Below are 24404 nucleotides of genomic sequence, written 5' to 3' on the forward strand. Positions count from 1 at the left end.
CCAGAGCGCAGCCCATCTGCGCTCTGGTATTGGCCTTAAAGGGCCTGATGGGGGACACCGTTTTGCTGAGATTCACTCTGGAGCGTTTTGTCGGAATGGTCATCACGATGCTGCTGGTATCGGTGATGGTCTTTCTGATCATGGAGCTGCCACCCGGCGACTATGCCGACCGTTACGCATTCCGCAAATACTCGGGCACCGGGGTGAATGTCACCGAAGCGGATATCGAGGCGATCCGGCGCGATCTGGGTTTGGATAAACCCATGCTGCTGCGCTATGTCGACTGGATCGGCGGCATCGTTCTGCGCGGTGATTTCGGGCAGGCGTTCGCCTTTGAAACCTCGGTAACCAAAGTGATCGGAGACAAGGCCTGGCTGACCGCCGGGATCCTGTTCTCCACCTTGCTGCTGACCTACATCATATCGATCCCCATCGGCATTTTTGCCGCGGTACGGCGTGGGTCAGCAGTCGATTATGGGCTGACGGTGTTTTCCTACCTTGGCCTTGCGCTGCCGAACTTTCTGCTGGCTCTGGTGATGCTCTATTTCGCCAACCGCTGGTTCGGAGCGGATATTGGTGGACTGTTCTCGGACCAGTACCGGGATGCGCCATGGTCGCTGGGCAAGTTCTGGGATTTGGTGAAACACCTCTGGCTGCCTGCGGTCGTGCTGGCGTGGTCCGCTGTGGCGATCCAGATTCAGACCGTCCGGGCCACCATGTCGGATGAGCTGAACAAGCTTTCGGTCACTGCCGCCCGCGCACGTGGCGTGCCCGAGTTGAAGCTGCTGGTCAAATATCCGATGCGGCTGGCCATCAACCCCGTGGTTTCAACCATCGGGTTCGACGTGAACCGCATCTTTTCCGAACTGCCCATCGTGGCCGTGGTGCTGGGCCTGACCGAGCTGGGAGAGCTGCTGCTGCGCGCCTATCTGGACCTCGACATGAACGTGGCGGGGGCGATCCTGCTGATGCTGACCTTTGTCATCGTGTTCATGAACTTCGTTTCCGATCTATTGCTCGCGTGGCTGGACCCGCGCATCAAACTGGGGGCCTGATCCATGACAGACGCAACCCATCAGGCACAGACCGCCGACGAGGCGGCACGCCTGAAATACTATTCCGCCTCGCAATGGACGTTGATCTGGTGGCGCTTTCGCCGTCATCGCGCGGCGATGATCGCTGCCTCGATCCTTGGGTTGATGGCGCTGGCCGGTATCTTTGCCGAATTCGTGGCGCCTTATGGCCCCGTGACCCGCGACACAAACTATATCGAAGGTGCACCGCAGGTTCCGCGTTTCTGTGACGAAGGGGGCTGTTCCATCGCGCCGTTCGTCAATGGCACCAAAACCGAACGCGACCCCGTCACCTTGCGCGCGATTTCCGTGCCGGACCCCGAGGTGCGCCACTATCTGCAGTTCTTCGTCAAGGGTGAGCCGGTCAAGCTGCTGGGCTTTATTCCGACGGACCGCCATCTGGTGGGACTCAGCCCCGATGTGGACCAGAAAATCCATTTCTGGGGCACCGATGATCTGGGCCGAGACGTCTTTAGCCGCACGATTTATGCCACGCGCACATCGCTGTCGATCGGGGTGATCGGCGTCATGATCTCATTCGTGCTGGCGCTGATCATCGGCGGGATTGCGGGCTATTTCGCCGGGGTGATCGACAACATCATCCAGCGTGTGACCGAGGTGATCCGCGTGGTCCCCATCATCCCGCTATACATGGGACTGGCCGCTGCGATGCCCAAGGAATGGTCGACCACGCAGGTCTATTTCGCGATGACGCTGATCCTGGGCCTGTTCGGCTGGCCCACCCTGGCGCGGCGCATCCGGTCGCAGCTGCTGTCGATCCGCAATGAGGATTACGTGGTCGCCGCGCGGCTGGCCGGGGCACGTCCGGGGCGCATCATCGCCCAACATATGCTGCCCAGCTTTACCAGCTTTATCATCGTCGATCTGGTGATCAGCTTTCCCTATATGATCCTGTCGGAAACGGCGCTGTCCTTTGTCGGCCTCGGCCTGCGTCCGCCATCGGTCTCGTGGGGTGTCCTGTTGCAGCAGGCCCAATCCGTGCGCGCGATCGAGCAGACCCCGTGGCTGTTTATCCCGGCAATCTTTGTCGTGGTGGCGGTGCTGGCCTTTACCGTGATCGGCGACGGCTTGCGCGACGCCGCTGACCCCTATGCCGAGGTACGGTGACATGAGCAAAATTCTTGATGTCGAAAACCTTTCCATTTCCTTCCGCACAGATGAGGGGCTGATCACGCCGGTGCGTAATGCCTCATTTTCGGTCGAAAAGGGCAAAACCCTTGGGATCGTTGGTGAATCCGGGTCGGGCAAGTCAATCTCGACCAAGGCGGTGATGCGGCTGCTGCCGGGTACCGCGATGATCGATCCGGGGTCGCGGATCGATTACCACGCAAAGAACGGGCAAAAGATCGACGTGACCGCGTTGCGGCGCGGTGATCCAACCATTGGCCGGTTGCGCGGCGGTGAGATTGGTATGATCTTTCAAGAGCCGATGGCCAGCTTTTCGCCCGTCTACACCATCGGCAATCAGATGAGCGAGGCGATCCGCCTGCACCGTCAGGTCGGCCGCCGCGAGGCGCGCGAGATCGCGGTGGATATGCTGAACCGGGTCGGGCTGACCAACCCGGCGCAGCGTTTCGATCAATATCCGCATGAGCTGTCGGGCGGTATGCGTCAGCGTGCGATGATCGCGCTGGCCCTGTCCGCCGGTCCCGCCCTGCTGATCGCGGATGAGCCGACCACGGCGCTGGATGTGACCATTCAGGCCCAGGTTCTGAAGTTGATGAAAAAGCTTCAGGAAGAGTTTGAGATGGGAATGATCTTCATCACCCATGATCTGGGCGTGGTGGCGCAAGTGGCTGACGATGTGGTCGTCATGCAAAAAGGTGAGGTGGTCGAGCGCGGCACCGTGCGTGATGTCATCCGCACCCCGCAAGAGGCCTATACCAAACGGTTGCTGGCAGCGATCCCACGGCTCGATCGTGTTACGCCACCGGCCCCGCTGACCGGCAAGAAACACCGCCCCCTGATCGACGTCAAAAACCTTGTGGTCGATTTCGATGTTAAGACCAAACGCATGTTCCGCACCGATGTCACCAAGGTGCGGGCCGTGGACGATGTGAGTTTCACCATCAAAAAGGGGGAAACCGTCGGGCTGGTGGGGGAATCCGGCTCTGGCAAGACCACGGTGGGGCGGGCCATCCTGCGCGCCATCGACCCCTCGGGTGGCGAGGTGGTTTTCCATCGCAAAAAGAAAGGCGACATCGATCTGGCCCATGCCAGCCCGGAAGAGCTGCGCGCGGTGCGGTCCAAGCTGAACATGGCGTTTCACGAGGGGCCGGTGCACGTGCACTCGCTGGGCGGTGATCTGTTGCGGTCCTTCCGCCCTGAGATGAGCCTTGTGTTTCAGGACCCGTATTCATCCCTGAACCCACGTATGACGGTGCGTGACATCATCGCCGAGCCGCTGGTTGCATCAGGTCAGATGAAAAATCGCGATGAGATTGACGCGCGGGTGCGCGAGATCGCGACGCGGTGCAAGATCGATCTGGAACATCTGCGCCGTTTCCCACACGCGTTCTCGGGTGGGCAGAGACAGCGGATCTGCATTGCCCGTGCGCTGGTGTCCAAACCCAAATTTGTTGTCTGCGACGAATGTGTCTCCGCGCTGGACGTGTCCATTCAGGCCGAGATTGTTGAGTTGCTGAAAGACATACAGCAAGAGATGGGCGTCAGTTTTCTGTTCATCGCGCATGATCTGGCGGTGGTCGCGCAAATCTCGCACAGCGTCGCCGTTCTGTATCATGGGAAATTTGTTGAATACGGCCCGACCGAAAAAGTATTCTATTCGCCCCAGCACCCCTATACGCAGGCCCTGCTGAGTGCTGTTCCACACCCGGACCCGGACGCCGAATTTACACCGATCCGGCTGGAAGGTGGGTTCCGGCATCCCGTCGCAACCGTCCTTGGTGACAGCGTCGCCCTGACCGCCGCACCGGTTGGGTTCAATCCTGATAGCGCTCCCGTCAAGCTGGTTGAGGTGGATGAAGGGCATTTTGTCGCCTGCCACTATGTCGATGGCCCAACACCTGAGACCGCCCCAGACGTGATAGCGCAACCGGCACCTGCACATGTTTCGTGACGAAAGGTCAGGGCTTTAGTTTTGCGGTAAAACCTTTGGCAGCCACTGGCCGAGCTCTTTCTCGGCCACGGCGATCGCCTCGGTGTTCAGGATTTGTGCGCGTATCGCTTTCGATACGGCCCGGACCCGTTTGTTGATGGTTATGTCGGTGCCGCTGACCGGCAAATCGCTGACATCCAGTTTTTCATAGATGGATAACAACCGGTTTTGCACGGTGCGCAGCGCCAGCTTGCGCCGTTGCGCGATTGTTTTGTCGGACAATCCCAGGGCCAGATCGGACAGGATGGCCAGTTCCACCTCGGTCAGTGCCTCACCCGCACGGTTCTGATCTCGCTGGATCTGGTGGATTTCACGATCAACGACAATTTGGGCCTCAACCAGAACCGCACGCAGCGCCAGATGCATGCGCGAGGGGCTGGCGGTTTTCAGGACATAGCCATAAGCGGCCTCTTTCGGCACGATCCGGGTGATGCCGCGCAAATATGCCTCGTCCGAATAGTTGGACCAGAACAGAATACGGGTCGCGGGCCGTTCCGCCCAGATTGTCCTCGCGGCCTCAATCCCGTTGCGTTCCTTCATGCGTAGGTCCATGACAATCGCCTCGACCGCGTTTTGACGGGCCTGCACCTCGCCCTCACGCCCGTTGGTCGCAAGGCTGATATCCGTGGCTTCGGGCAGGGCCTCTGACACCATTTCTTTCAGGTAATTCGCGTGCATGGCGTCATCTTCAACCAACAGAACTTTCATACTGCTACCTCGGTTTTTGGACATTCCGAGGCAGGCAGGCTGACCACGACCTCGGTGCCGTCAGAGTGTGAGATTGCAAACTGCGCCCCGATCAATTGCGCCCGCGTGCCCATATGGGTCAGACCACCAGATGTTCTGAGCCGCCCCGGCGGACTTGCGCCTATTCCATCGTCGGTGACACGCAAGTGCAGGCCATCCCTGCATTGGATCTCGACTAGAATCCTGCTGGCCTGCGCATGGCGGACAGCGTTGTTGATGGCCTCTTGCGCGATGCGAAACAGCGCGATCCGTTTGGTTTGCGGAAGCTGATCGACCAGACCGTCAGACAGATCGCGCACGTCGATGTCGATGTCCTGATCTGCGCCGATGGCGCGTTCCAGATGGGTGCGAACCGCGTGTTGAAACCCAAAAAGTTCCAGCAGGGACGGGATCGACATGTCGATGATGCCACGCAAATCCTGAATGCAGCTTTGCATGCTGTCCTGCAGGGCATCGATATCCTGACGCGATTTACACCGCTCAAGATCGCGGCTGATGCGGGTCAGATCGGCCAGTGTCTGATCATGCAGGTCCATGCCGATACGCTGCCGCTCCAGCTCCAGCGCGTCGGTCAGGCTTGAGGCCCCTTGCCGCAGACCTTCCTCGCGGGCCTGTACTTCGGCGCGCATGATCGCCTCGCGCTTGGCCTGTTCCGTGGCGCGCAGGGCGTAGAAATAGGGGGCAAGGATGTCCGCGATGTTGCGCACCTGCTCAACGGCCTGTTCGTCATAGAAATCGGGTTTCTTCGAGGAACAATTCAGCGCGCCTATCGTGCGCCCCAGCACTTTCATCGCCACATTCACGCGGCTGCGCATCTTGTGCCGTATGATTGGCCCGGCATCGGCCCCTTCGAATACGTATCTTGGGTCTTCCAGAGCGTTCCCGGTCAACAGACTGTCGCACCGACCCAGCAAAATATCCCGTACCGGTGAAACTGCGGCGGGCGCGCGGGTGCGGCTCCAACTGGTGTGCAAACCCACCTCGTAGCTGGTGTTCAGGGTGCCTTCTTCGTCGATCAGGCAGACGTCAAGGTGGTCGACCTCAAGTATCCTGTCGATCTCGGACTTGACCGAGCGCAAAGCGGATTTGATGTCCAGATTACCGGCCAGGTGATTGGAAATCCGCAGGTAATAAGCAAGGTCTGCCATATGCGCGCCCCTTCGAAACCGGCCTCAGGCGTCCGGCAGAGGTGACTATATCGCCGGGGCAGGGGCGTGTCATGCGGATTGCCGCAGCGAATTTGCGGGAACCCGCAAGCTTTGCGCGCGTCTTACTCTTACACAATTGCCCCGCCCGTTGAATCCTTGCGCAGCCAGCTTGAGGAGGCGGGCGCAATTTGTGCGGCGGTTGGGCCGCTCAGGGAGGAAAAGATGACACTGAAGGCCATATTGCTCGGCGCCGTTGCCGGGACCACCGTACTTGCTGCATCTACCGTCGCGGCGGATACGTCGGACAAACGCATTGCTCTGTCGAACAACTATGCCGGAAACTCGTGGCGTCAGGCGATGCTGGAAAGCTGGCAAAAGAACGGGGACGCAGCTGTTGCCGACGGCGTCGTTGCTGCGGCGGATGCGTTCACGACCTCGGAAAACCAGGCCACCGAACAGGCGGCGCAGATTCAGAACATGATCCTGCAGGGCTATGACGCCATCGTCATCAACGCGGCCTCACCCACGGCCATCAACGGCGCGGTCAAGGCGGCCTGTGATGCAGGCATTACCGTCGTTTCCTTTGACGGCATCGTGCAGGAACCCTGCGCATGGCGCATCGCGGTCGACTTTCAGCAGATGGGCCGCGAGCAGGTAAAATACCTGGCCGAGCGGTATCCGGATGGCGGTAACCTGTTGGAAATCCGCGGATTGGCGGGCGTGTTCGTGGATGATGAGATCAGCGCGGGCATTCACGACGAAGTCGCCAACAGCAATTTTGAAATCGTCGGCTCCGTCCATGGTGATTGGGCGCAGGACGTGGCGCAAAAGGCCGTTGCCGGTATTCTGCCCAGCCTGCCCGAGATCGTGGGCGTCGTGACCCAGGGCGGTGATGGATACGGTGCGGCGCAAGCCATCGGCGCTACGGATCGCGCCATGCCGACCATCGTGATGGGCAACCGTCAGGACGAACTACAATGGTGGGCCGAGGAAAAAGACGCAAACGGTTATGAGACGACTTCGCTGTCGATTGCCCCGGGTGTGAGCACGCTGGCCTTCTGGGTCGCGCAGCAGGTTCTGGATGGGGCTGATGTTCCCAAGGATCTGACCGTCCCCTTCCTGACCATCAATCAGGATGAGCTGGACGAAGCGCTGAAGACCACGCCCAAAGGCTCGGTCGCCAATGTGGAATACACATTGGAAGAGGCAAAGGCTGTTATCTCGGCGGCTCAGTAATCCATGACCGAAACCCAATCGATACCCGGCGCACCAGATGCGCCGGTTGTCACGCTGGACGGGGCCAACATGTCCTTTGGCCCCGTCCACGCGCTGCGCGCCGCGTCCATTTCGGTGGGCGCGGGCGAATGCGTCGGGTTGGTGGGCCATAACGGGGCTGGCAAGTCGACACTGGCGAATGTGATCAACGGGCGGCTGACACAGACCGGCGGGTCGGTGGCGTATCGAGACGGAGACGCGGCCCTGAGAAACAGCCAGAACGCCCAGAACGCCGGGGTTCGCAGCGTGTTTCAGGAACTGTCCCTGTGCCCCAACCTGACCGTGTTGGAAAACCTGCGCATTCCCTATCGCAACATGCCTCGCAAGGGCTGGCGCCGTGTGGCGCAACAAAGAATTATCGCCGCGCTGGATCTGGTCTTTCCGGGCCATGGCATCCGCGCACATGCAACCGTGGGTGACCTGACCATCGCCGAACGGCAGATGGTCGAGATTGCGATTGCCTTTGCCGAACGCGACCGCGAACCCAGCCTTGTTATTCTGGATGAGCCGACATCCTCACTGGATGCGGCCATCGCTCAGCAGTTGCTGGATCATATCAAACGGTTCTGTGCCTCGGGCGGGGCCGTTTTGTTCATTTCGCACATGATGGGTGAGATTTTTGAGGTCGCGACGCGGATCGTCATCATGAAAGACGGTCAGATCGTGGATGACCAAGCAGCCCATGCCTTTACCCGCAGCAGCATCGTCGATGCGATGGGCCATGTCGCGCCCGATCACGCAGAGGCCGAACAGGCGCGCGCAAACCGTCCTTTGGGGGATGAGGTGATCCGGGCCCGGAACGGCCTGAATGCCCGCAAGGGTGAGATCGTGGGGCTGGCCGGGTTGGCCGGGCACGGGCAGGCCGAAGCCCTGGCGCAGATTTTCTTTGACCATTCCTCGGTCTGGAAGACGTCGAAACAGCCCGAGGTGGTTTTTGTCGCCGGTGACCGCTCGCGCGACGGGGTGATGCCTCTCTGGTCGATCCTGCGGAACCTGTCATTGACCACGCTGCCCGAGTTCAGCCGCAAGATCATGGTGGATCGCGGCAATGAGGCCGGGTTGGTGCAAAGCTGGAAAGAGCGGATCGGCATTCGCACCGATAACCTTCTGAACCCGATCCTTTCGCTGTCGGGCGGCAATCAGCAAAAGGTTCTGTTTGCCCGTGCGCTGGCCTCAAGCGCGCCGATTGTGGTGATGGATGACCCGATGCGCGGCGTGGATGTGGGCACCAAGAAAGAAGTCTATCAGATGATTCAGGATGAGGCCGCCAAAGGGCGCAGCTTTCTGTGGTACTCGACCGAGACGGATGAGATTCTGGAATGCGACCGGGTCTTTGTGTTCCGCGCGGGCGAGATCGCGGCGGAACTGACCGGTGACGAGATTTCCGAGGAAAATATCCTGCGCGCCTCGTTCGAAATGCAGGAGGCCGCCGAATGACCGCCGACCGTATGCGTCTTTTGCTGCCGGTTCTGTCGCTGGCGGTCTTGCTGGGGGCCGTGTTTTACCTGCAGCCCCGCGCGATGAGCTATTTTGGCCTGAACCTGCTGTTCAATCTGGCAATTCCCGTGGCCCTCGCAACGATTGCTCAGATGATGATCATCATGGTCAACGATATCGACCTGTCGATTGGCACCTTCGTCAGTTTCTGCGCCTGTGTCACCGCCACCTTTGTGCATGACACGCCGCTGTTGGGCTATGCCATCCTTGCCGCCGCCATTCTGGCCTATGCGGGCTTGGGCGCACTGATCCAACTGCGCGGCCTGCCTGCCATTGTTGTCACGCTGGGCATGTCCTTTGTCTGGGGCGGACTTGCAGTGCTGATCCTGCCCTCGCCCGGTGGGGCCTCGCCCGAGTGGCTGAAAACGCTGATGAGCCTCAAGACGCCTCTGGTGCCCATTGCCGTTATCGCGCCGCTGGTCATTGCCTTTGTGGTTCACCTGCTGATCAAGCGATCCTGGGTGGGCGTGATCCTGCAAGGCGTCGGTGGCAACGAACGCGCGATGGAGCGAGCAGGCTGGTCCGTCGTCAAACTGCGCGCCGGGGCCTATGGGCTTGCCGGGTTGTTCGGCGTGCTTGCGGGCATGTCTCTGGTCGGGCTGACAACGGCTGCGGATGCCAATATCGCGCTGCGTTATACGCTGTTGTCGATTGCCGGGGTAATTCTTGGGGGCGGAGAGTTTGTCGGCGGCCGTATCTCACCCTTCGGGGCGGTGGTCGGGGCGCTGACGCTGACACTGGCTGCAAGCTTTCTGTCCTTTCTGCGCCTGTCGCCAGATTGGCAGATCGGTGCACAGGGCGCGATCCTAATCCTCGTGCTGGCCGTCCGGCTGCTGTTCGTGCGCAGGGGGGCAACCGCATGACCGATGAAACAACCACGATGGAAACGCGCCCTGGCCCCGTGCGAGAGGTTCTGCGCAAGCCCTGGCTCTGGGCATATGTGGCTGCAGCACTGACCTTTGGCGCAACTTCGATGCTGGCCGGATCGGGGGCGGGATCGCTGCTTTATGCAGCGCTGACCTTCGCGTCTTTCTCGGCCATTGTCGGAATCGGTCAGATGCTGGTGATCACCCTTGGCCCCGGGAATGTCGACCTGTCGATCCCCGCTTCGATGACACTGGCCGCCACGCTGGCACTGAAATTCATGGATACCCAAACGGGGCTGATCCTGCCGGGGCTGCTGGTTGCCATCGGCGTTGGGATCGGCTGCGGAGTACTGAACTTCGCGCTGATCCTGCTGCTGCGCATCCCGCCGATCATCGCCACCCTGTCAGCGTCTTTCATCTATCAATCGCTGGCAATCTGGTCGAACCGGGGCCTGCGGATCAAACCGCCCGAGCCTTTGGCCGATTTTGCCACCGGCGGAACGCTGGGCGTACCAAACGTGGCGCTGGTCGGGATCGCGCTGGCGGTGTTGGCGTGGCTGTTGCTGGAACGTGCCATCGCCGGGCGCTGGATTTCCGCCATCGGCCAGAACCTGCGCGCCGCCCGGCTGAGCGGCGTTCCTGTCAACGCGGTGCGCTTTGCGGTCTATGTAAACTCGGCCGTCTGCGCCGCGCTGGCCGGGTTCCTGCTGGCCAGCTTTTCGGGTGGGGCCAACCTGAACATGGGCACCGAATACATGCTGATGTCCATCGCCGTGGTCGTGATCGGAGGGTCATCGATCGGCGGAGGCAATTCAAACGTGCCGGGCATCTGGGGGGCTGCGCTGTTCATGTTCCTGATCGTGTCGATGCTGAACTCATATGGGTTGGGCGCAGGCATACGGCTTATTTTGACCGGTCTGGTGATCGTTGGCGTTGTCACACTGGCCAATCGCAAAGGATATGGCGCATGACCCAAGCTCAGCTTTACGATGTGATCCGCCCCGAATTCGGCGATCTGATCCACGCCAATCTGGCACTGTCGCGCATTTCAACCGGGCATGCGTGGACCGAGGGGCCGGTGTGGTTTCCTGCCCATAACACCCTGCTGTTCTCGGACATTCCCAATGAGCGTATCTGCCGCTGGACACCCGACGGAGGAACCAGCATGTTCCGCACCGCGTCCAACTATGCCAATGGCAATACCCGCGACCCGCAGGGCCGTCTGGTGACCTGTCAGCACGGCACCCGGTCAGTCGTGCGCACCGAACATGATGGCAGCCGCACCGTTTTGGCCGATGCGCATCAGGGAAAACGCCTGAACTCACCCAATGATGTTGTGGTGCATTCGGACGGGTCCGTTTGGTTTTCCGATCCTACCTATGGAATTCTTTCGGACCTTGAGGGGCACAAGGCCGATCCTGAGCAAGACGGAAACTACGTATACCGCGTCGACCCTGCGGATTTATCTGTGACCAAAGCAGCAGACGGGTTTGTGCAGCCCAATGGGTTGGCCTTTTCCAAGAATGAATCCCGGCTTTACATCGCGGAATCCGGCAGCAGCCATGACGCCTCGGTGCCGTCGATCCTGAAGGTGTTTGATGTCTTGCCGGGCGGCAGCGTGACCAACGGGCGCGACTTTGCCAGAATCGACAATGGCCTGCCCGACGGGCTGCGGGTGGATCGCCATGACAACATCTGGTGTTCTGCGGGGGACGGGGTGCACGTGTTCTTGCCTTCGGGCGATCTGCTGGGCAAAATTCTGGTGCCCGAACGGGTGGCAAACCTGACCTTCGGCGGCGAACGCGGCAACGTATTGTTCATCACTGCAACCACCTCGGTCTATTCGATCTTCGTGAATACGGCAGAGCGCTGAAAAAGCGGCGGGGGCCGGTAACGCCCCCGCCTTTTGCTGTTACGCCAGGGGGTCGAAACCGATATCGGTCAATTGCGTAAACAGCAAACTGTCATCCTCCAGCAGAGGATTGTTGGGTGCGACCTCAAAGTTGTCGCGGGTCAGGTCCTCGGCCTGTAGACCCACAAAGGTGGTGACATTGCCGCCATTGTTGAGAACCTCGATTTCCAGATTACCGTCCACTTCGCGGATATCGACCAAATCCGCAGGCAGGTTGTTGAAATCAAAACTGTCTTCGTCCGGGTCAAACCCCTTAACCACTGTTTTGGCCCCCCAGTTCCAAGTGATGTCGACAACATCCGGACCATCGGCCAGCGTTACGGCACCGTCTTGAACGGGATCGTTTGGCGTGCCCTGATCCACATCTATATCGGGGGCAGTGGGGTCGCTGTCCGATCCGGTCATGTCTCCGGTTCTGGTCTGATAACCATCCGTGGTCGCCCCTGCCGGAGCCTCAGGGGTCAGCAGGTCTGAGCGATCCACCAGCGTGACGTCGTTCTGGTCAAAGCCGAAAGGTGTTTCCAGGTTGTCTTCCATCACCTGATCGAAATGAAACTCGACCAGACCGGGGATCAGATCGGCCTTGGTGACGCCAGTGAAGGTAAAGCTCTGCCCGCTGGGCAGCGAAGAGATGACAAGACCCGCATCCGTATCTTCGACCGACAGACGTTCCCGCGTGCCGAAAAACAAAAAGCTGATCTTCATTGTGCTGGGGTCGAAATCGTCGATCACTTCGGACCGGCCATATTCATGGCTGCGGATATAGACGGTGTCCGCATCGCGCGGCCCAATGCCCTGTTCCCAGGACACAACGCCCCCCAGATCCTGACGCAGGTGCTCGTTCCCGACCACGCCAAAGGATGCGATGGTCACATCCTGATAGCTGACGCCTTGAACGATTTGCGCCGCATCCGACCATGGACTGTCGATCACGATTTCACCGGATAGGGACTTGGTCACGATCATCCCGTGAACCGAGGTTCCGCCGAAATCCAGCTGATCCACGGCCGGGTCGAAATCGGTAATGTCATCCGCATTGCTGTCGGCACGGAAGACACGCCCACCTGCATCGGATGAACCCGTTACCTCTGCCGGGTTGGAGCCGTCGGAATCGTAGCTGAGCGTATAGCCATCGCCGGTCGGGGCCGAGATATTCTGGCCCAGAACGCTGGCGATTTCATTCAGCACGGCTTGGTCATCGACCGAGAAATTGCCAACCGTCAGATCATCAAGCCCTACACCCGTGAACACAATCTGGGTGGTCGTCCCGTCTGAGGTGATGCTGATCCGAACCGTCATCCCAAGCGCGTCGCCGGATTCTTCGAAAATCCGGAAGTCGCTGGCAGCCAAGTCCGGGCCGATCTCGATCACATCGCCCATGGCGGGGTCGAACCCGTCGATAACCTGAGCGGGGCTGTCATAATCGATAACGACATGCATATGCTGATGGCTGCCGCCTTGGTGACCATCGCCCGTGTCGTGACCATCGCTGTCGTTGGTGATCAAGCTAGCCAACTCGTCCCGAGCTGTTGCGTCTAGGGCGTGAATGTTCCCGCCTTCCAGCATGGCCAGAGTCACACCGTTCAGGTTGATGGTCTGGTTGTTGAACGGAACCGCGATCACCACCGATCCGTCCATCTCGGTGATGTCAAGCGCGTCAGCCCCGATCCAGTCGATGAAAATCGTATCACTTGCCGGGTCGAAGTCGGTGATGACAGTGTTACTGCCCCACGCCCAAGTTACCACGACATCGGCGTTTTCCTTGGTGATTGCCGGGTTGTCGAACGCATCCCCGGACCCGTGCGACGGCGGGGTCGGCTCTGGCGTTGGGTTCGGATCAGGGTCGGGCGTTGGATCGGGATCAGGTGCGGGGTCAGGGTCTGGTGATGGGGCAGGGGCGTCACCTCCGATCAGGCTCAGGATTTCCTCGGCGGCTGTGGCGTCCAGTATCGTGAAATTACCCGCAGTCAGCTCGGCCAGCGTCACACCCACCAAAGTCAGCGTTTGCTGGTTCGAGGGGATGGTGAACACGACCGATCCGCCGTGTTCGCTGATCTCAAGATCGGCGGCCGAGATCCAGTCGACAAAGATCGTATCAGCAGCGGGATCGAAATCGGTTATCTGAGTGTCGGACCCGTAGGACCACGTCAGCACCACATCGGCGCTGTCCTTGTCCACATCCGCAGTTCCGGTATCCCCACCGGGTGTATCAGGGCCGGAACCGCTGTCGCCGGGCGTTCCCAGACCTTCGTCACCGGTTTTGCGGTCGTTGAAAAAGGCAATCATCTCATCGACCCCGGCGCTGTCATAACCGCCGAACTGATCGATGTATTGCAGGATTGATGTTCCGTATTCGTCGGTGGATACAGCGCCGCCAAGCAACAGATTCAGAGTCCCATAAGCACCCCGCAAATGGGCAGCGGCCAGAATTCCGGTCAGTGTCAACTCGACCGTGACACTGTTGCCGGATGTATCGGTATAGGTGGTGGTCTGGCCGATAAAATCTTCCAGACTTTGTCCCGCGTTTTCCAGCCCTTCCTGAATGATTTGAAGGTTCAGGCCAAACGCCTCTTGAATGGCGATGGTCTGGGCGCCCTCAGTCATGAACTCTTCCAATGAGGTGACGCCGTTCTTGCCGGTCCAGGTCCCATCCCAGGTATTGGTTGCGGCCCCGTTGCCATAAAACTGATCGTCGTCGTAGTAGCCCAGATCAATCAACAGCGCCTCACCAAATTGGAACCCAACAAACCCCAACGAGTTCATCGAGCGATAGGCCATCGTCTGCCATTCATCGTCTGATAGGTCCCCCCAACTGCTGTAGTCGGGGAAGAAATCGGTCACGGTGCCGCCGGCCCAGCTGTTCAACTGCCAGTCCTGAATGACGCCTGAATCGTAGCGATCCCGGTCCCAGCCGGATTCGAACGCCAGCAGCGCCGATAGAAAATCGGTAAAAGTCCCGTTTGACATTGTGAGTGAGCTTTCAGTTAGGGGTTGAGTGGTTCACGCGTGGTAGGCGCGCAACTATCTACTGAAGCACACAAATCATGTTGTCGGGCGGCCAATTGTTTTAGCAAAGCCGCCATCGGCAATTTACCGCAAATTTTCTTCTTGTATCAGCAAGTTTCTGTCTACCTTGGGGGTTCGCCCTGTCCATCTGCGATAGGCTTGTGTAAAGCTGCTTTGGTCAGAGAACCCGCACAGATGGGCGGTTTCCGCCAGCGACAGGTTGGGGTCACTTAGAAAGGCTTTTGCAAGTCTAAGTTGAGTTGCTGCCACCAGGTCTCGAAAACTTGTGCCTTCCTCACGAAGGCGGCGATTCAAGGTCCGTTCCGACATTCCAAATGCAGAAGCCGTTTCAGACAGCTGTGGCCGCCCGTCTGCCATACCGTGCAGCAAGTGGCGTTGTATCGAATCTGACAGTGAACTTGGATCCTGACTGGCCTTTGCCAGCAAAACCTCACCATACCGTGTTAGGTGGTCCAACAAGCCCGCATCCGCATTCAGAACCGGCAAAGAGAGTCGGGAGCGCGGAAAGCGCAGAAAACTGCTTTGCGCGTTCAGTTCAACCGGACAGTCATAGATAGCGCTCAGTTCCCGCTGGCCACTGCGGCGCGGGTTGGCCAAACCAATGCGCGACGTCAGTTGCACCTCTCCGGTGGCGGCACGAAATGCCCCCAGCAGGGCGGCCAGAGAAAACTCAATCAGATGAGTATCAAGGCGAAGCTCGGACCCTACGCCGTCAACGACGAAATCCACGTGGTCCTTACCGTCCACAAGCGCGATCCGCGCGCGAGGGCGGGTGATCGGTGTAAAGCGCCGTATATGGTGCAACGCATCCAAAAGTGTGGTCGAGTTGAACAGGATATACGTCAACAACGCGCTGTTTCGCGGGTTCAGCGCGACACCGATCTCGGCCCCCGCAAACGGTGTCTTCATGCGGTCAGACAAGTGGTTCAGTAACTCAGTTTCGGACCTGCGCGGGATAAGCGCACCGGCATCCCGCAAAGCATCGCGCGACAGCCCCGCCGCCTCTAACGCGTCATTTGCATGATCTGACAGATGGGGCAGGTCCATCATCGCCCGCACCCAGTGGTTGGGAACCTGATCCGTGCCATGTGTGCGGGTCATGGCGCACCTGTTCCATCGCAAAAAATCCAAGTTTGAGAGCAAAGACACATAGCCGGTATACCATTGGAACAGTTTAAGATTTCTGGTTACACCCTAATAAGTCCAAAGGGAACATAACCCGTGCAGGCCGTGACTTTGCCCAATATCACGCAGCTTTGACCCGACACGCGCACCACGTGTCATGGACGCTGTTACAAAGCTATGCGTCTATGAGCGAATCAAGCAGCGACCCGGAGTGCCCCACATGAGCGCAGAACTCGCCCCTCTGTCCCCGTCCAAAGCCCTGAACCTGTTCACACGGACGCGGGCCCGCACCGATGCGCTGGTTGCACCGCTCAGCCCCGAAGACACGATGCTGCAGAGTATGGAGGATGCCTCGCCCGCGAAATGGCATCTTGCGCACACGACATGGTTCTTCGAGGAATTCATCCTCAAGCCGCGGGTGCCGGGCTATGCTTCGCCTGATGAGCGGTTCGCCTTCCTGTTCAACTCGTATTACACGCAGGCCGGTCCGCGCCACGCGCGCAACAAACGCGGTCTGGTCTCACGCCCCGGAGGCGATGCGGTGCGGGCCTATCGCGCTCATGTCGAAGACAGTCTGGCCAGTCTCATGGCGCAGACGCGGGACGATGCAGATGACATTGCAGCTCTGGTTGAGCTTGGCTGTCACCACGAGATGCAGCATCAAGAGCTTCTGGTCACGGATTTGCTGCACGGTCTCAGCTATAACCCGCTGCTGCCGACCTACAAAGACCCCGAACCGCTGCCGGTGACCGAAGAAGTGGCCCTGAGTTTTTCACGACATCCGGGCGGGTTGGTCGAAATCGGCCACGACGGTCGCGGCTTTGCCTATGATTGCGAGGGGCCGAGGCACAAACTGTACCTGCGTCCCTATGAGATTGCCGACCGCCCCGTGACCAACCGCGACTGGATCGCGTTCATGGAAGACGGCGGGTATGACGACACGCGACACTGGTTGATGGAGGGTCACGCGGTCGCTATGCGAGAGGGCTGGACCCATCCCCTGTACTGGTGGCAGCAGGACGGGGAGTGGTGGACATTTACCCTGCGCGGCCCGCAACCTGTCGCTTTGGACGCGCCGGTTGTACATGTCAGCTATTACGAGGCAGACGCTTTTGCCCGCTGGGCCGGCGCGCGCCTGCCAACTGAGGCGGAACATGAGCTGGCGTTTCGCGATGTGCCGATCGCGGGGAATCTGATGGGCGATGCCGATGCGACCGGAATACTGCGACCCTTGCCGGGGTCCGGCGTCTGGGGCGATGTCTGGGAATGGACGGCATCAGATTTCGCGCCTTATCCGGGTTTCCGCCCGCCCGAAGGTGCGCTTGGCGAATACAACGGGAAATTCATGGTCAATCAACGTGTTCTGCGCGGCGGCTCTTGCGCGACCCCCCGTGAACAAATGCGCCCGACCTATCGCACGTTCTTCTATCCCCATCAACGCTGGCAAATGCTGGGCCTGCGTCTGGCGCGTGACGTTACCTAGGCAAAGCCCGCGCGAACGTTCGCATTTGTGAAGTCTTAGAACATGGCGATGATTTCAATCTCAACCAGCCAAGACGGATCGAGTGTTGCCAAAACAATCGTGGTGGTCGGCGCACCGAGGCGTCGCTGCTCTATTCGAAATGCTAAACCTTCCAAGACAGCGAATAAGGTTGGAAGTCCGAGCTTCAGAGGGCGCAGCGCGCTTGGAGGAACTGTATTGGCGCGGATCGCTCCCTCGAGAAAAGTCGCCGCTAGTCTGTGGGCATCTAAGAATTAAGGGCATATTGAAAGCGGTATAGGGTGCGTTCTTTAAACCGGGCGTGGCGAAGGGGTGAACCATGAGTGAATTCGAGATGCGTACGTATTTGTCTTTGCCGAGCGATCGACAAGAGATCGTTGTGCAGGATCACTGTTTCATCAAACGACGGATCAGCCCCATGCCGGCATTCAGATATTTCGCTTCAGCCGCATCGGTCCTGGCAGGCAAAGCTGGCGGCCTGGACACAGCAACCTCTGGCTGGCCTTAAACGTCAAAGAAAACAACGGCAAAACCAATGGCGGATGTCGGAAAGCCGACACGGCCTTCCGGCATCCGCTGGATTAAGGACGGGTCAGATCGCCTCAGCTGTGCCTTTGATCCGGATGGCGCTGCCCAGGCTGCCTGCGCAGAGCCCGACGATCACTGCGATGATCAGCTCAGTCACTTCGACATTGGCAAAGCTCCAACCTGCGAAGACCAGAGTTTCAAATACGCCGACCAGACCCCCCATTACAGCCCCCAGCCAGATTTTCCGGGTCATCATGCCCAGGGCCAGTCCGAGAATGCCCGGCAGACTGAGGATATTGCCGCCGATTGTTCCAAGTATTTCCAGCATCTTTCCTACCCAATCTTAATCAGAGCTGTTGTTCAGGAATGTACGGATATCATCGCCAGAGGCAGCTGCGGTTTTCTGCAGAACTTCGCCCTCTAACGCGTCAGATATCTTTTGGTATTCCTCCTGATATCCGGGCGGCAGGCTGTGGGCGATACCCTGGTGACAGTCGATGCAGGTCATGCCGGTATCGATCGCACGCTGGTGTTCCGATGCGGCGCGGTTTTCCTGAAGCGTAAAGTCCATGTAGTCAAAGTTGTGACAGTTGCGGCATTCCCGGCTGTCGGATGCCTTCATCTTTTTCCATACGGCCGAGGCCATGGTTAGGCGATGGTCTTCGTATTTCTCGGGGGTGCTGATGGTGCCTGCCAGTTCGTGATAAACGTCCTTCACGGCCATGATCTTGGCCTTGATCTTGTGGTTCCACTCATCCGGGACGTGGCAGTCCGAACAGATTGCGCGCACGCCCGAGTGATTGTTGTAGTGGATCGTCTCGCGATACTCGCCCAGGTTGGTTTCCATCGTATGGCAGGACACGCAGAATTCTTCGGTATTGGTCAGCTCCAGCGTCCAGTGGAACCCACCCCAGAACAGGATGCCTGCCAGAAACCCGGCCAATATCAGGAACCCGGAACTGAACAGGACCGCCGGGGTCCAGAAGGCGTTCCAGATGCGACCAATCCAGCCGCGTTTTTCGGGGGAGTCGGCCATGTCGGTGCTCCTTTCAGACTTGCGATGGATTAGTTGCCAGAGGATTCGAACAGGTTCTCGATCAGGGCCGGCGCATCGGCCTGAGGAACATGGCACTGATTGCAGAAATACCGGGTGCCTGCGATTTGATCCAGTTCGCGGCCTTCGCGGTCCAGATAGTGGGTCATCGACAGGGTCGGTGCATTGCGTTCACCCGCTTTGGTCCAGTCATGACAGGACAGGCATTGATTGGTGCGCAGATCGATCTGATATTGTTCGACCGAATGCGGGATCAATGGCGGCTGTTGGCGGTAGTTGCGCACCATGCGTCCCTCGACGGTTTTATGGACATCGTCCAGCGGGATGAGCTCGTCCACCTCGGCCCCGCGCAGGGTTTCCACCTGGGCTGATTGGGCAAGGGCGAACCCGCTCAGAAGTATGACGGGGATCAGGGCGGCGACGCCTGTCAGGATTGGCTTGTTCATCTGGGCACTCCCTTAGATAGGTCTGGCTGCGCGCGGCTGTGGCGCGGGCGCGGGATCGGAAGGTGCGGCGACTTGGTCGTCGAACCGGTGAGTAAAGGTGAAAACGTCGACGGCGCAGACATCGATGCAGCGGCCGCAATTGGTACAGTCGGGCGACAGGATCAGCGGGGTGCTGTCCCCCTTGCCCCTGAGCGCGGGTGAGATCACGTGGTTTTCGGGGCAGACTGCAAAGCAATCCATGCAATCGTCGCAGGCAGTGCGGTTGGGCGCGCTGACGCGCAGCATCGCTTTGCTGCCCACCAACCCATAAAACGCGCCCACCGGGCAGACATGGCCGCACCAACCGTGACGTGACACCAGCAGGTCGAACAGAAAGATCGCACCGACCATGGCCCAGACGAAGCCCATGCCAAAGATCAGACCGCGATGCAGCATGGTGATCGGATTGACCAATTCCCATGCGATCGCGCCGGTCAGGCCCGAGACGATCAGGACCGTAACCATGATCCAAAGGCGTGTGGCACGTTTGGGCTGCCAGCCTTTTTGCAGACCCAGCTTGCGGTGTAGCCAATGCGCTGCGTCAGTGACCGGGTTGATCGGGCACACCCACGAACAGTAAACACGCCCGCCGATCAGCGCATAGGCGACCAGTACGATGGCCGCGCCGATGGCGGCGGCCAGTTCAGGCCAGTGCCCGGCGATCAGGCTTTGCAGGAACACGAACGGGTCGGTCAGGGGCAGCACACCCAGCGTCAGAGACCCGGCCAGCGTGCCTTGAACGATCCAGATGCCGAACCACGAACCCAGCAGGAACAGGACCAGAAAGAACACTTGGCTGGTGCGACGGAGCAACAGGTATTTATGCGCCCCGATCCAGCCTTTTGCTTCGATCGCTTCTTGTCCGACGGGAAGATGTGCGCGGGCGGTCATTGTGTCACCCCCGGCAGTTTGAATGTGGGCTCAAACCCTCCTGGCGCAACCAGATTGTCGGTGCCGGGCCCCGGCAGACGGTCGGGCAGGTCGATAATGCCTTCGACGACCGGAGCGCCCTTGGCCTCTTTTTCTTCCCAGCCCCGGCGGTAGTGATCGGCGCTGGAGCCACGCGCCAGCCGCGCAGGCAGAACCTTGATGGCTGCTTCGGGCAGAACACAGCTTTTTTCGCACATGCCGCAGCCGGTACAGCGGTCGGCGTGAACGGTCGGGATGAACACCGCATGGTGGCCGGATCGGGCGTTGTGTTCTGTTTCCAGCGTGATCGCCTCGTCAATCACGGGGCAGACGCGGTAGCAGACATCGCAGCGCAGGCCGAGGAAGTTCAGGCAGTTTTCCTGATCGACCAGCACCGCGACGCCCATCTCGGCATCGTCGATATTGTCCAAACCCGGGTCCAGTGCCCCGGTGGGGCAGGCGGCAACACAAGGGATGTCGTCGCACATCTCGCACGGCACATCCCGCGCGGTGAAATAGGGGGTGCCGGTGGCAACCGCATCGACACCCAGTTCGGCCAGTTTCAGTGTGTCATAGGGACAGTCCCGTGCGCACAGACCACAGCGGATGCAGGCGGACAGGAAGTCTTTTTCAGGCAGGGCTCCGGGGGGCCGCAAGGCTTCGGCAGGCAGCGCCCGTGCGTCCCTCGCCAGCCAGGCCAACAAGGACCCGGCTGCGACGCAGCCGCCCGCAGCACGCGCCGAGTCCTGTAGGAACCGGCGGCGTTGCGGCGAAAGGGGTTTGCCTGCGGAAGACATGGGGACAACCTTTGCCTTGCTTGCCTGTTACGCGCGCTCGACCTTGCAGGCGCATTTCTTGAAGTCGGTCTCTTTCGACAGCGGACAGGTCGCATCCAGCGTCAGCTTGTTGGTCAGCTGGCCTTCGTCGAACCAGGGCATGAAGACCAGACCGCGTGGCACCTTGTTGCGGCCCCGGGTTTCGACCCGGCTGTTGACCTCGCCCCGACGGGTGGACAGGACGATCTCCTGACCGCGGCGCAGACCACGCTCGCGCGCGTCTTCGGGGTGCATGTAGACCACGGCTGTGGGATACGCGCGGTGCAGTTCCGGGACCCGGCGCGTCATAGAACCCGAGTGCCAGTGTTCCAGCACACGACCGGTGCAGAGCCACAGGTTGAACTCATCATCCGGTTCCTCGGCAGCCGGTTCATACGGCGCAAAGATGATGTTCGCCTTGCCGTCCTTCTTGCCATAGAACTTCACGCCCGCGCCTTCGGGCACGTATGGGTCATAGCCTTCGCGGAAGCGATATAGCGTTTCCTTGCCGTCCACGACCGGCCAGCGCAGGCCACGGGCCTGGTGGTAGACCTCGAACGGGGCCAAATCGTGCGCGTGGCCACGACCGAATTCGGCATATTCTTCGAACAGACCTTTCTGGACGTAATAGCCAAAATGCTCGGACTCGTCGTTGTCGAACCCCTCGGCGGTTTCCGACAGCGGGTATTTGTCGACCACACCGTTGGCAAACAACACGTCATACATGGTCTTGCCGCGGTGTTCCGGCATGGTGGCCAGCAATTCCTCGCCCCAGACCTCTTCGACGGTGAAGCGTTTCGAGAATTCCATGACCTGCCAGACATCCGACTTGGCCTCGCCCGGTGCCTTGACCTGCTGACGCCAGAACTGGGTGCGGCGCTCGGCGTTGCCATAGGCGCCTTCTTTTTCGACCCACATGGCGGTGGGCAGGATCAGGTCAGCCGACAGCGCGGTGACGGTCGGATAGGGGTCCGAAACGGCAATGAAGTTTTCCGGGTTGCGGTAGCCGGGATAGCCTTCTTCGTTGATATTTGGCGCGGCCTGCATGTTGTTGGTGCACTGCACCCAATAAGCATTCAGGTCGCCGTCTTTCAGCTTGCGGTGCTGCAACACGGCGTGGAATCCGGGTTTCGCGGGGATGGTGCCTGCAGGCACGTTCCAGGCTTTCTCGCAAATCTCGCGGTGCTTGTCGTTCATCACCACCATGTCGGCGGGCAGACGGTGGGCAAAGGTGCCGACCTCACGCGCTGTCCCACAGGCCGAGGGCTGGCCGGTCAGCGAGAAGGGCGAGTTGCCGGGTTCCGAAATCTTACCCACCAGCAAGTGCACGTTATACATCAGCGAGTTCACCCACGACCCGCGTGTGTGCTGGTTAAAGCCCATGGTCCACAGGCTCATGACCTTGCGGTTCGGGTCGGCATATTGCTGGGCCAAACGCTCCAGCTTGTCAGCCGGAACGCCGGACAATTCCGCCGTATATTCCAGTGTGTATTTCGAAACCGCCTCGGCATATTCCTCAAAGCTGATCGGTTCCATCTTGCCGACATTGGGGTTTTCGGCGGCTTCCTGCAGCGGGTGATTGTCGCGCAGGCCATAGCCGATGTCAGTGGCGGTTTTGGTGATGTTGACGTGGTTCTTGACGAACTCTTCGTTCACGGCACCGTTCTGGATGATGTAGTTGGCGATATAGTTCAGGATCGCCAGATCGGTTTGCGGGGCAAAGACCATGCCGTTATCGGCCAACTCGAACGAGCGGTGCTCATAAGTCGACAGCACATGCACTTCGCAGCCCGGTTTGGTCAGGCGCGTATCGGTCAGGCGCGACCACAGGATCGGGTGCATCTCGGCCATGTTCGAGCCCCAGAGCACGAAGGTATCCGCGTGCTCCAGATCGTCATAGCAGCCCATCGGTTCATCAATGCCGAAGGTGCGGATAAAGCCCACCACGGCGGACGCCATACAGTGCCGCGCGTTGGGATCGATGTTGTTCGACCGGAAGCCTGCTTTCATCATCTTGGCGGCGGCATAGCCTTCCCAGACGGTCCACTGGCCCGAACCGAACATACCGATGCTGGTGGGGCCTTTCTTGGCCAAAGCTTCCTTCCACTTGGCGGCCATGACGTCAAAGGCTTCGTCCCAGCTGACCGGTTCGAATTCGCCGTTCTTGTCATATTCGCCGTTGGTCTTGCGCAGCATGGGCGTGGTCAGACGGTCTTTGCCATACATGATCTTGGACAGGAAATAGCCCTTGATGCAGTTCAGGCCGCGGTTCACCGGCGCGTCCGGGTCGCCCTGGGTGGCCACGACGCGGCCTTCCTTGGTGCCGATCAGGACCGAGCAGCCGGTGCCACAGAAGCGGCAGGCCGCCTTGTCCCAGCGGATGTCGGGGTTGCCGATCTGCGCGGCAGCTTGCCCGGTGACAAGCGGGATACCCGCAGCCGAGGCCGTCGCAGCGGCAGCGGTTGATTTCAGGAATGTCCGGCGGGATTCAGAGATGGTCATAACATGGGTCTCCGGCGTTAGGTCTGGCGGGAAGCGTTAAGATGCGGACGGGTCTCCGCGAGGTCTTCGAAATGGTGATAGGTCAGGGACAGAGAGATCACGCCCGGGATCTGGTGCAGATCCATGATCGTCTCAGAGGCCAGTTTTTCCGGCGTGTCCTCGACCACAATGACGATGCGGCCATCTTCGGCGGCCGCGTGGATTTCGACGCCGTCGACGCCCCCCATGGCGGCCTGTGCGGCCTGGGTGGTGTCGGGCGTCACATGGACAAGGCATCCACAGATGTTCATTGCGGGTTCTCCGTGGGCTGGGGGTCGATACGCGTAAAACTGACGGCGCTGGCCGGACAGGCGCTGGCACAAGCGCCGCAACCGCTGCAATTCAACTGGTCGAGAACGGGCTCTGACCGGCCGCCCAATTGGGGTTTGAAACGGATGGCGTTGTTGTCGCAGTTATCCTGGCACAGCCGGCAGCTGACCCCGTTCAGGGACAGACAGCTTGCCATGACACTGGCGCGCCAGGGCCAATCGGCCACCCGTTCGGGCTGCAGCGCCCCGTTCGGGCAGGCATCGGCGCATTTGGCACAAAACGTGCAAGCAGAGGCGGTCAGGTCAACGACCGGCCATCCCTGCGCGTCGAACGTGATGATGTTTTCGGGGCAGGCAGCAGCGCAGTCATTGCATTGGGTGCATAGCTCGTGGAACGCGGCCAGCGCGGCGCCGGGGGGTCTGATCGCGTCCGGGTTTTCCCGCAGGGCTCGTCCCCGCAGAAAAGCGCGTCGGCTTGCTAGCTTATTCATTG

21 protein-coding genes and 1 pseudogene are annotated in these 24404 nt (G+C 59.8%); 10 read left to right on the forward strand and 12 right to left on the reverse strand.

What is annotated here, in order from left to right; genetic code table 11:
• Window positions 1-47 precede the first annotated feature (47 nt).
• From ACRZ94_RS15015 to ACRZ94_RS15025, 3 genes are read left to right on the forward strand one after another with little or no spacing between them, the layout of a single operon-like run.
• Window positions 48-1055: an ABC transporter permease gene (locus tag ACRZ94_RS15015; RefSeq protein ID WP_480797705.1), complete on the forward strand. Its 1008-nt coding sequence runs from the start codon at window positions 48-50 to the stop codon at window positions 1053-1055.
• Between the two features lie 3 nt (window positions 1056-1058).
• Window positions 1059-2201, forward strand: coding sequence for an ABC transporter permease (locus ACRZ94_RS15020; RefSeq protein WP_480797706.1), 1143 nt, complete (start codon window positions 1059-1061; stop codon window positions 2199-2201).
• Window position 2202: 1 nt separating this feature from the next.
• Window positions 2203-4173 (forward strand): ABC transporter ATP-binding protein, encoded by a 1971-nt coding sequence (locus ACRZ94_RS15025; RefSeq protein ID WP_480797707.1) that lies wholly within the window; start codon window positions 2203-2205, stop codon window positions 4171-4173.
• Window positions 4174-4188: 15 nt separating this feature from the next.
• Here the strand turns inward: ACRZ94_RS15025 and ACRZ94_RS15030 are convergent, their stop codons facing one another.
• Window positions 4189-4920 (reverse strand): response regulator transcription factor, encoded by a 732-nt coding sequence (locus tag ACRZ94_RS15030; protein WP_480654741.1) that lies wholly within the window; start codon window positions 4918-4920, stop codon window positions 4189-4191.
• The gene (locus ACRZ94_RS15035) at window positions 4917-6107 is read right to left on the reverse strand and encodes a GAF domain-containing sensor histidine kinase (RefSeq protein ID WP_480654743.1); all 1191 of its coding nucleotides are present in this window, start codon (window positions 6105-6107) and stop codon (window positions 4917-4919) included. Before ACRZ94_RS15035 ends, ACRZ94_RS15030 begins: the two co-directional genes overlap by 4 nt.
• 222 nt (window positions 6108-6329) lie before the next feature.
• On the opposite strand from ACRZ94_RS15035, the gene ACRZ94_RS15040 reads away from it, so the two are divergent.
• From ACRZ94_RS15040 to ACRZ94_RS15060, 5 genes are read left to right on the forward strand one after another with little or no spacing between them, the layout of a single operon-like run.
• Window positions 6330-7343: a substrate-binding domain-containing protein gene (locus ACRZ94_RS15040; RefSeq protein WP_480797708.1), complete on the forward strand. Its 1014-nt coding sequence runs from the start codon at window positions 6330-6332 to the stop codon at window positions 7341-7343.
• Window positions 7344-7346: 3 nt separating this feature from the next.
• Complete coding sequence (locus ACRZ94_RS15045; protein ID WP_480654747.1) at window positions 7347-8819, forward strand: sugar ABC transporter ATP-binding protein; 1473 nt, start codon at window positions 7347-7349, stop codon at window positions 8817-8819.
• Window positions 8816-9742 (forward strand): ABC transporter permease, encoded by a 927-nt coding sequence (locus tag ACRZ94_RS15050; RefSeq protein ID WP_480654749.1) that lies wholly within the window; start codon window positions 8816-8818, stop codon window positions 9740-9742. The genes ACRZ94_RS15045 and ACRZ94_RS15050 overlap by 4 nt, the downstream gene beginning before the upstream one ends.
• Window positions 9739-10716 (forward strand): ABC transporter permease, encoded by a 978-nt coding sequence (locus tag ACRZ94_RS15055; protein ID WP_480654751.1) that lies wholly within the window; start codon window positions 9739-9741, stop codon window positions 10714-10716. The genes ACRZ94_RS15050 and ACRZ94_RS15055 overlap by 4 nt, the downstream gene beginning before the upstream one ends.
• Window positions 10713-11618 (forward strand): SMP-30/gluconolactonase/LRE family protein, encoded by a 906-nt coding sequence (locus ACRZ94_RS15060; protein ID WP_480654753.1) that lies wholly within the window; start codon window positions 10713-10715, stop codon window positions 11616-11618. The genes ACRZ94_RS15055 and ACRZ94_RS15060 overlap by 4 nt, the downstream gene beginning before the upstream one ends.
• 39 nt (window positions 11619-11657) lie before the next feature.
• Here the strand turns inward: ACRZ94_RS15060 and ACRZ94_RS15065 are convergent, their stop codons facing one another.
• Window positions 11658-14624 (reverse strand): hypothetical protein, encoded by a 2967-nt coding sequence (locus tag ACRZ94_RS15065; RefSeq protein WP_480797709.1) that lies wholly within the window; start codon window positions 14622-14624, stop codon window positions 11658-11660.
• A 123-nt stretch (window positions 14625-14747) separates the two neighbouring features.
• Window positions 14748-15785: a helix-turn-helix transcriptional regulator gene (locus ACRZ94_RS15070; protein ID WP_480654757.1), complete on the reverse strand. Its 1038-nt coding sequence runs from the start codon at window positions 15783-15785 to the stop codon at window positions 14748-14750.
• A gap of 235 nt (window positions 15786-16020) precedes the next feature.
• Here ACRZ94_RS15070 and egtB point away from each other — a divergent pair, with 235 nt between their 5' ends.
• Both egtB and ACRZ94_RS15080 read left to right on the forward strand, forming a co-directional pair.
• A complete protein-coding gene (egtB, locus tag ACRZ94_RS15075) occupies window positions 16021-17292 on the forward strand; it encodes an ergothioneine biosynthesis protein EgtB (protein ID WP_480797710.1) in 1272 nt (423 codons plus the stop codon).
• 391 nt (window positions 17293-17683) lie between these two features.
• Window positions 17684-17776 (forward strand): annotated as a pseudogene (locus ACRZ94_RS15080) (IS6 family transposase); the annotation flags it as partial.
• 126 nt (window positions 17777-17902) lie between these two features.
• Here ACRZ94_RS15080 and ACRZ94_RS15085 read toward each other — a convergent pair.
• The 8 genes from ACRZ94_RS15085 to napF are packed head-to-tail and all read right to left on the reverse strand — an operon-like array spanning window position 17903 to window position 24402.
• A complete protein-coding gene (locus ACRZ94_RS15085) occupies window positions 17903-18166 on the reverse strand; it encodes a hypothetical protein (protein ID WP_480654759.1) in 264 nt (87 codons plus the stop codon).
• 15 nt (window positions 18167-18181) lie between these two features.
• The gene (locus ACRZ94_RS15090) at window positions 18182-18874 is read right to left on the reverse strand and encodes a NapC/NirT family cytochrome c (protein WP_480797711.1); all 693 of its coding nucleotides are present in this window, start codon (window positions 18872-18874) and stop codon (window positions 18182-18184) included.
• A 29-nt stretch (window positions 18875-18903) separates the two neighbouring features.
• Window positions 18904-19338 carry a nitrate reductase cytochrome c-type subunit gene (locus ACRZ94_RS15095; protein ID WP_480654763.1) on the reverse strand — a complete coding sequence of 145 codons (435 nt, stop codon included), beginning with the start codon at window positions 19336-19338 and terminating at the stop codon, window positions 18904-18906.
• 12 nt (window positions 19339-19350) lie between these two features.
• Window positions 19351-20268 (reverse strand): quinol dehydrogenase ferredoxin subunit NapH, encoded by a 918-nt coding sequence (gene napH / locus ACRZ94_RS15100; protein ID WP_480797712.1) that lies wholly within the window; start codon window positions 20266-20268, stop codon window positions 19351-19353.
• Window positions 20265-21083: a ferredoxin-type protein NapG gene (gene napG, locus ACRZ94_RS15105; RefSeq protein ID WP_480797713.1), complete on the reverse strand. Its 819-nt coding sequence runs from the start codon at window positions 21081-21083 to the stop codon at window positions 20265-20267. The genes napH and napG overlap by 4 nt, the downstream gene beginning before the upstream one ends.
• Before the next feature lie 27 nt (window positions 21084-21110).
• Window positions 21111-23603 carry a nitrate reductase catalytic subunit NapA gene (gene napA / locus ACRZ94_RS15110; RefSeq protein ID WP_480797714.1) on the reverse strand — a complete coding sequence of 831 codons (2493 nt, stop codon included), beginning with the start codon at window positions 23601-23603 and terminating at the stop codon, window positions 21111-21113.
• 17 nt (window positions 23604-23620) lie between these two features.
• Window positions 23621-23893, reverse strand: coding sequence for a chaperone NapD (locus tag ACRZ94_RS15115; RefSeq protein WP_480654771.1), 273 nt, complete (start codon window positions 23891-23893; stop codon window positions 23621-23623).
• Complete coding sequence (gene napF / locus ACRZ94_RS15120; protein WP_480797715.1) at window positions 23890-24402, reverse strand: ferredoxin-type protein NapF; 513 nt, start codon at window positions 24400-24402, stop codon at window positions 23890-23892. The genes ACRZ94_RS15115 and napF overlap by 4 nt, the downstream gene beginning before the upstream one ends.
• Between the last annotated feature and the right edge of the window lie 2 nt (window positions 24403-24404).

It is taken from the genome of Ruegeria sp. CH10, assembly GCF_056537125.1.

Bases quoted from the DNA above. Each gene is read 5' to 3' on its own strand.
- ACRZ94_RS15015 (WP_480797705.1), top strand. From the start codon at position 48: ATGGGGGACACCGTTTTGCTGAGATTCACTCTGGAGCGTTTTGTCGGA.
- ACRZ94_RS15020 (WP_480797706.1), top strand. From the start codon at position 1,059: ATGACAGACGCAACCCATCAGGCACAGACCGCCGACGAGGCGGCACGC.
- ACRZ94_RS15025 (WP_480797707.1), top strand. From the start codon at position 2,203: ATGAGCAAAATTCTTGATGTCGAAAACCTTTCCATTTCCTTCCGCACA.
- ACRZ94_RS15030 (WP_480654741.1), bottom strand. From the start codon at position 4,920: ATGAAAGTTCTGTTGGTTGAAGATGACGCCATGCACGCGAATTACCTG.
- ACRZ94_RS15035 (WP_480654743.1), bottom strand. From the start codon at position 6,107: ATGGCAGACCTTGCTTATTACCTGCGGATTTCCAATCACCTGGCCGGT.
- ACRZ94_RS15040 (WP_480797708.1), top strand. From the start codon at position 6,330: ATGACACTGAAGGCCATATTGCTCGGCGCCGTTGCCGGGACCACCGTA.
- ACRZ94_RS15045 (WP_480654747.1), top strand. From the start codon at position 7,347: ATGACCGAAACCCAATCGATACCCGGCGCACCAGATGCGCCGGTTGTC.
- ACRZ94_RS15050 (WP_480654749.1), top strand. From the start codon at position 8,816: ATGACCGCCGACCGTATGCGTCTTTTGCTGCCGGTTCTGTCGCTGGCG.
- ACRZ94_RS15055 (WP_480654751.1), top strand. From the start codon at position 9,739: ATGACCGATGAAACAACCACGATGGAAACGCGCCCTGGCCCCGTGCGA.
- ACRZ94_RS15060 (WP_480654753.1), top strand. From the start codon at position 10,713: ATGACCCAAGCTCAGCTTTACGATGTGATCCGCCCCGAATTCGGCGAT.
- ACRZ94_RS15065 (WP_480797709.1), bottom strand. From the start codon at position 14,624: ATGTCAAACGGGACTTTTACCGATTTTCTATCGGCGCTGCTGGCGTTC.
- ACRZ94_RS15070 (WP_480654757.1), bottom strand. From the start codon at position 15,785: ATGACCCGCACACATGGCACGGATCAGGTTCCCAACCACTGGGTGCGG.
- ACRZ94_RS15085 (WP_480654759.1), bottom strand. From the start codon at position 18,166: ATGCTGGAAATACTTGGAACAATCGGCGGCAATATCCTCAGTCTGCCG.
- ACRZ94_RS15090 (WP_480797711.1), bottom strand. From the start codon at position 18,874: ATGGCCGACTCCCCCGAAAAACGCGGCTGGATTGGTCGCATCTGGAAC.
- ACRZ94_RS15095 (WP_480654763.1), bottom strand. From the start codon at position 19,338: ATGAACAAGCCAATCCTGACAGGCGTCGCCGCCCTGATCCCCGTCATA.
- napH (WP_480797712.1), bottom strand. From the start codon at position 20,268: ATGACCGCCCGCGCACATCTTCCCGTCGGACAAGAAGCGATCGAAGCA.
- napG (WP_480797713.1), bottom strand. From the start codon at position 21,083: ATGTCTTCCGCAGGCAAACCCCTTTCGCCGCAACGCCGCCGGTTCCTA.
- napA (WP_480797714.1), bottom strand. From the start codon at position 23,603: ATGACCATCTCTGAATCCCGCCGGACATTCCTGAAATCAACCGCTGCC.
- ACRZ94_RS15115 (WP_480654771.1), bottom strand. From the start codon at position 23,893: ATGAACATCTGTGGATGCCTTGTCCATGTGACGCCCGACACCACCCAG.
- napF (WP_480797715.1), bottom strand. From the start codon at position 24,402: ATGAATAAGCTAGCAAGCCGACGCGCTTTTCTGCGGGGACGAGCCCTG.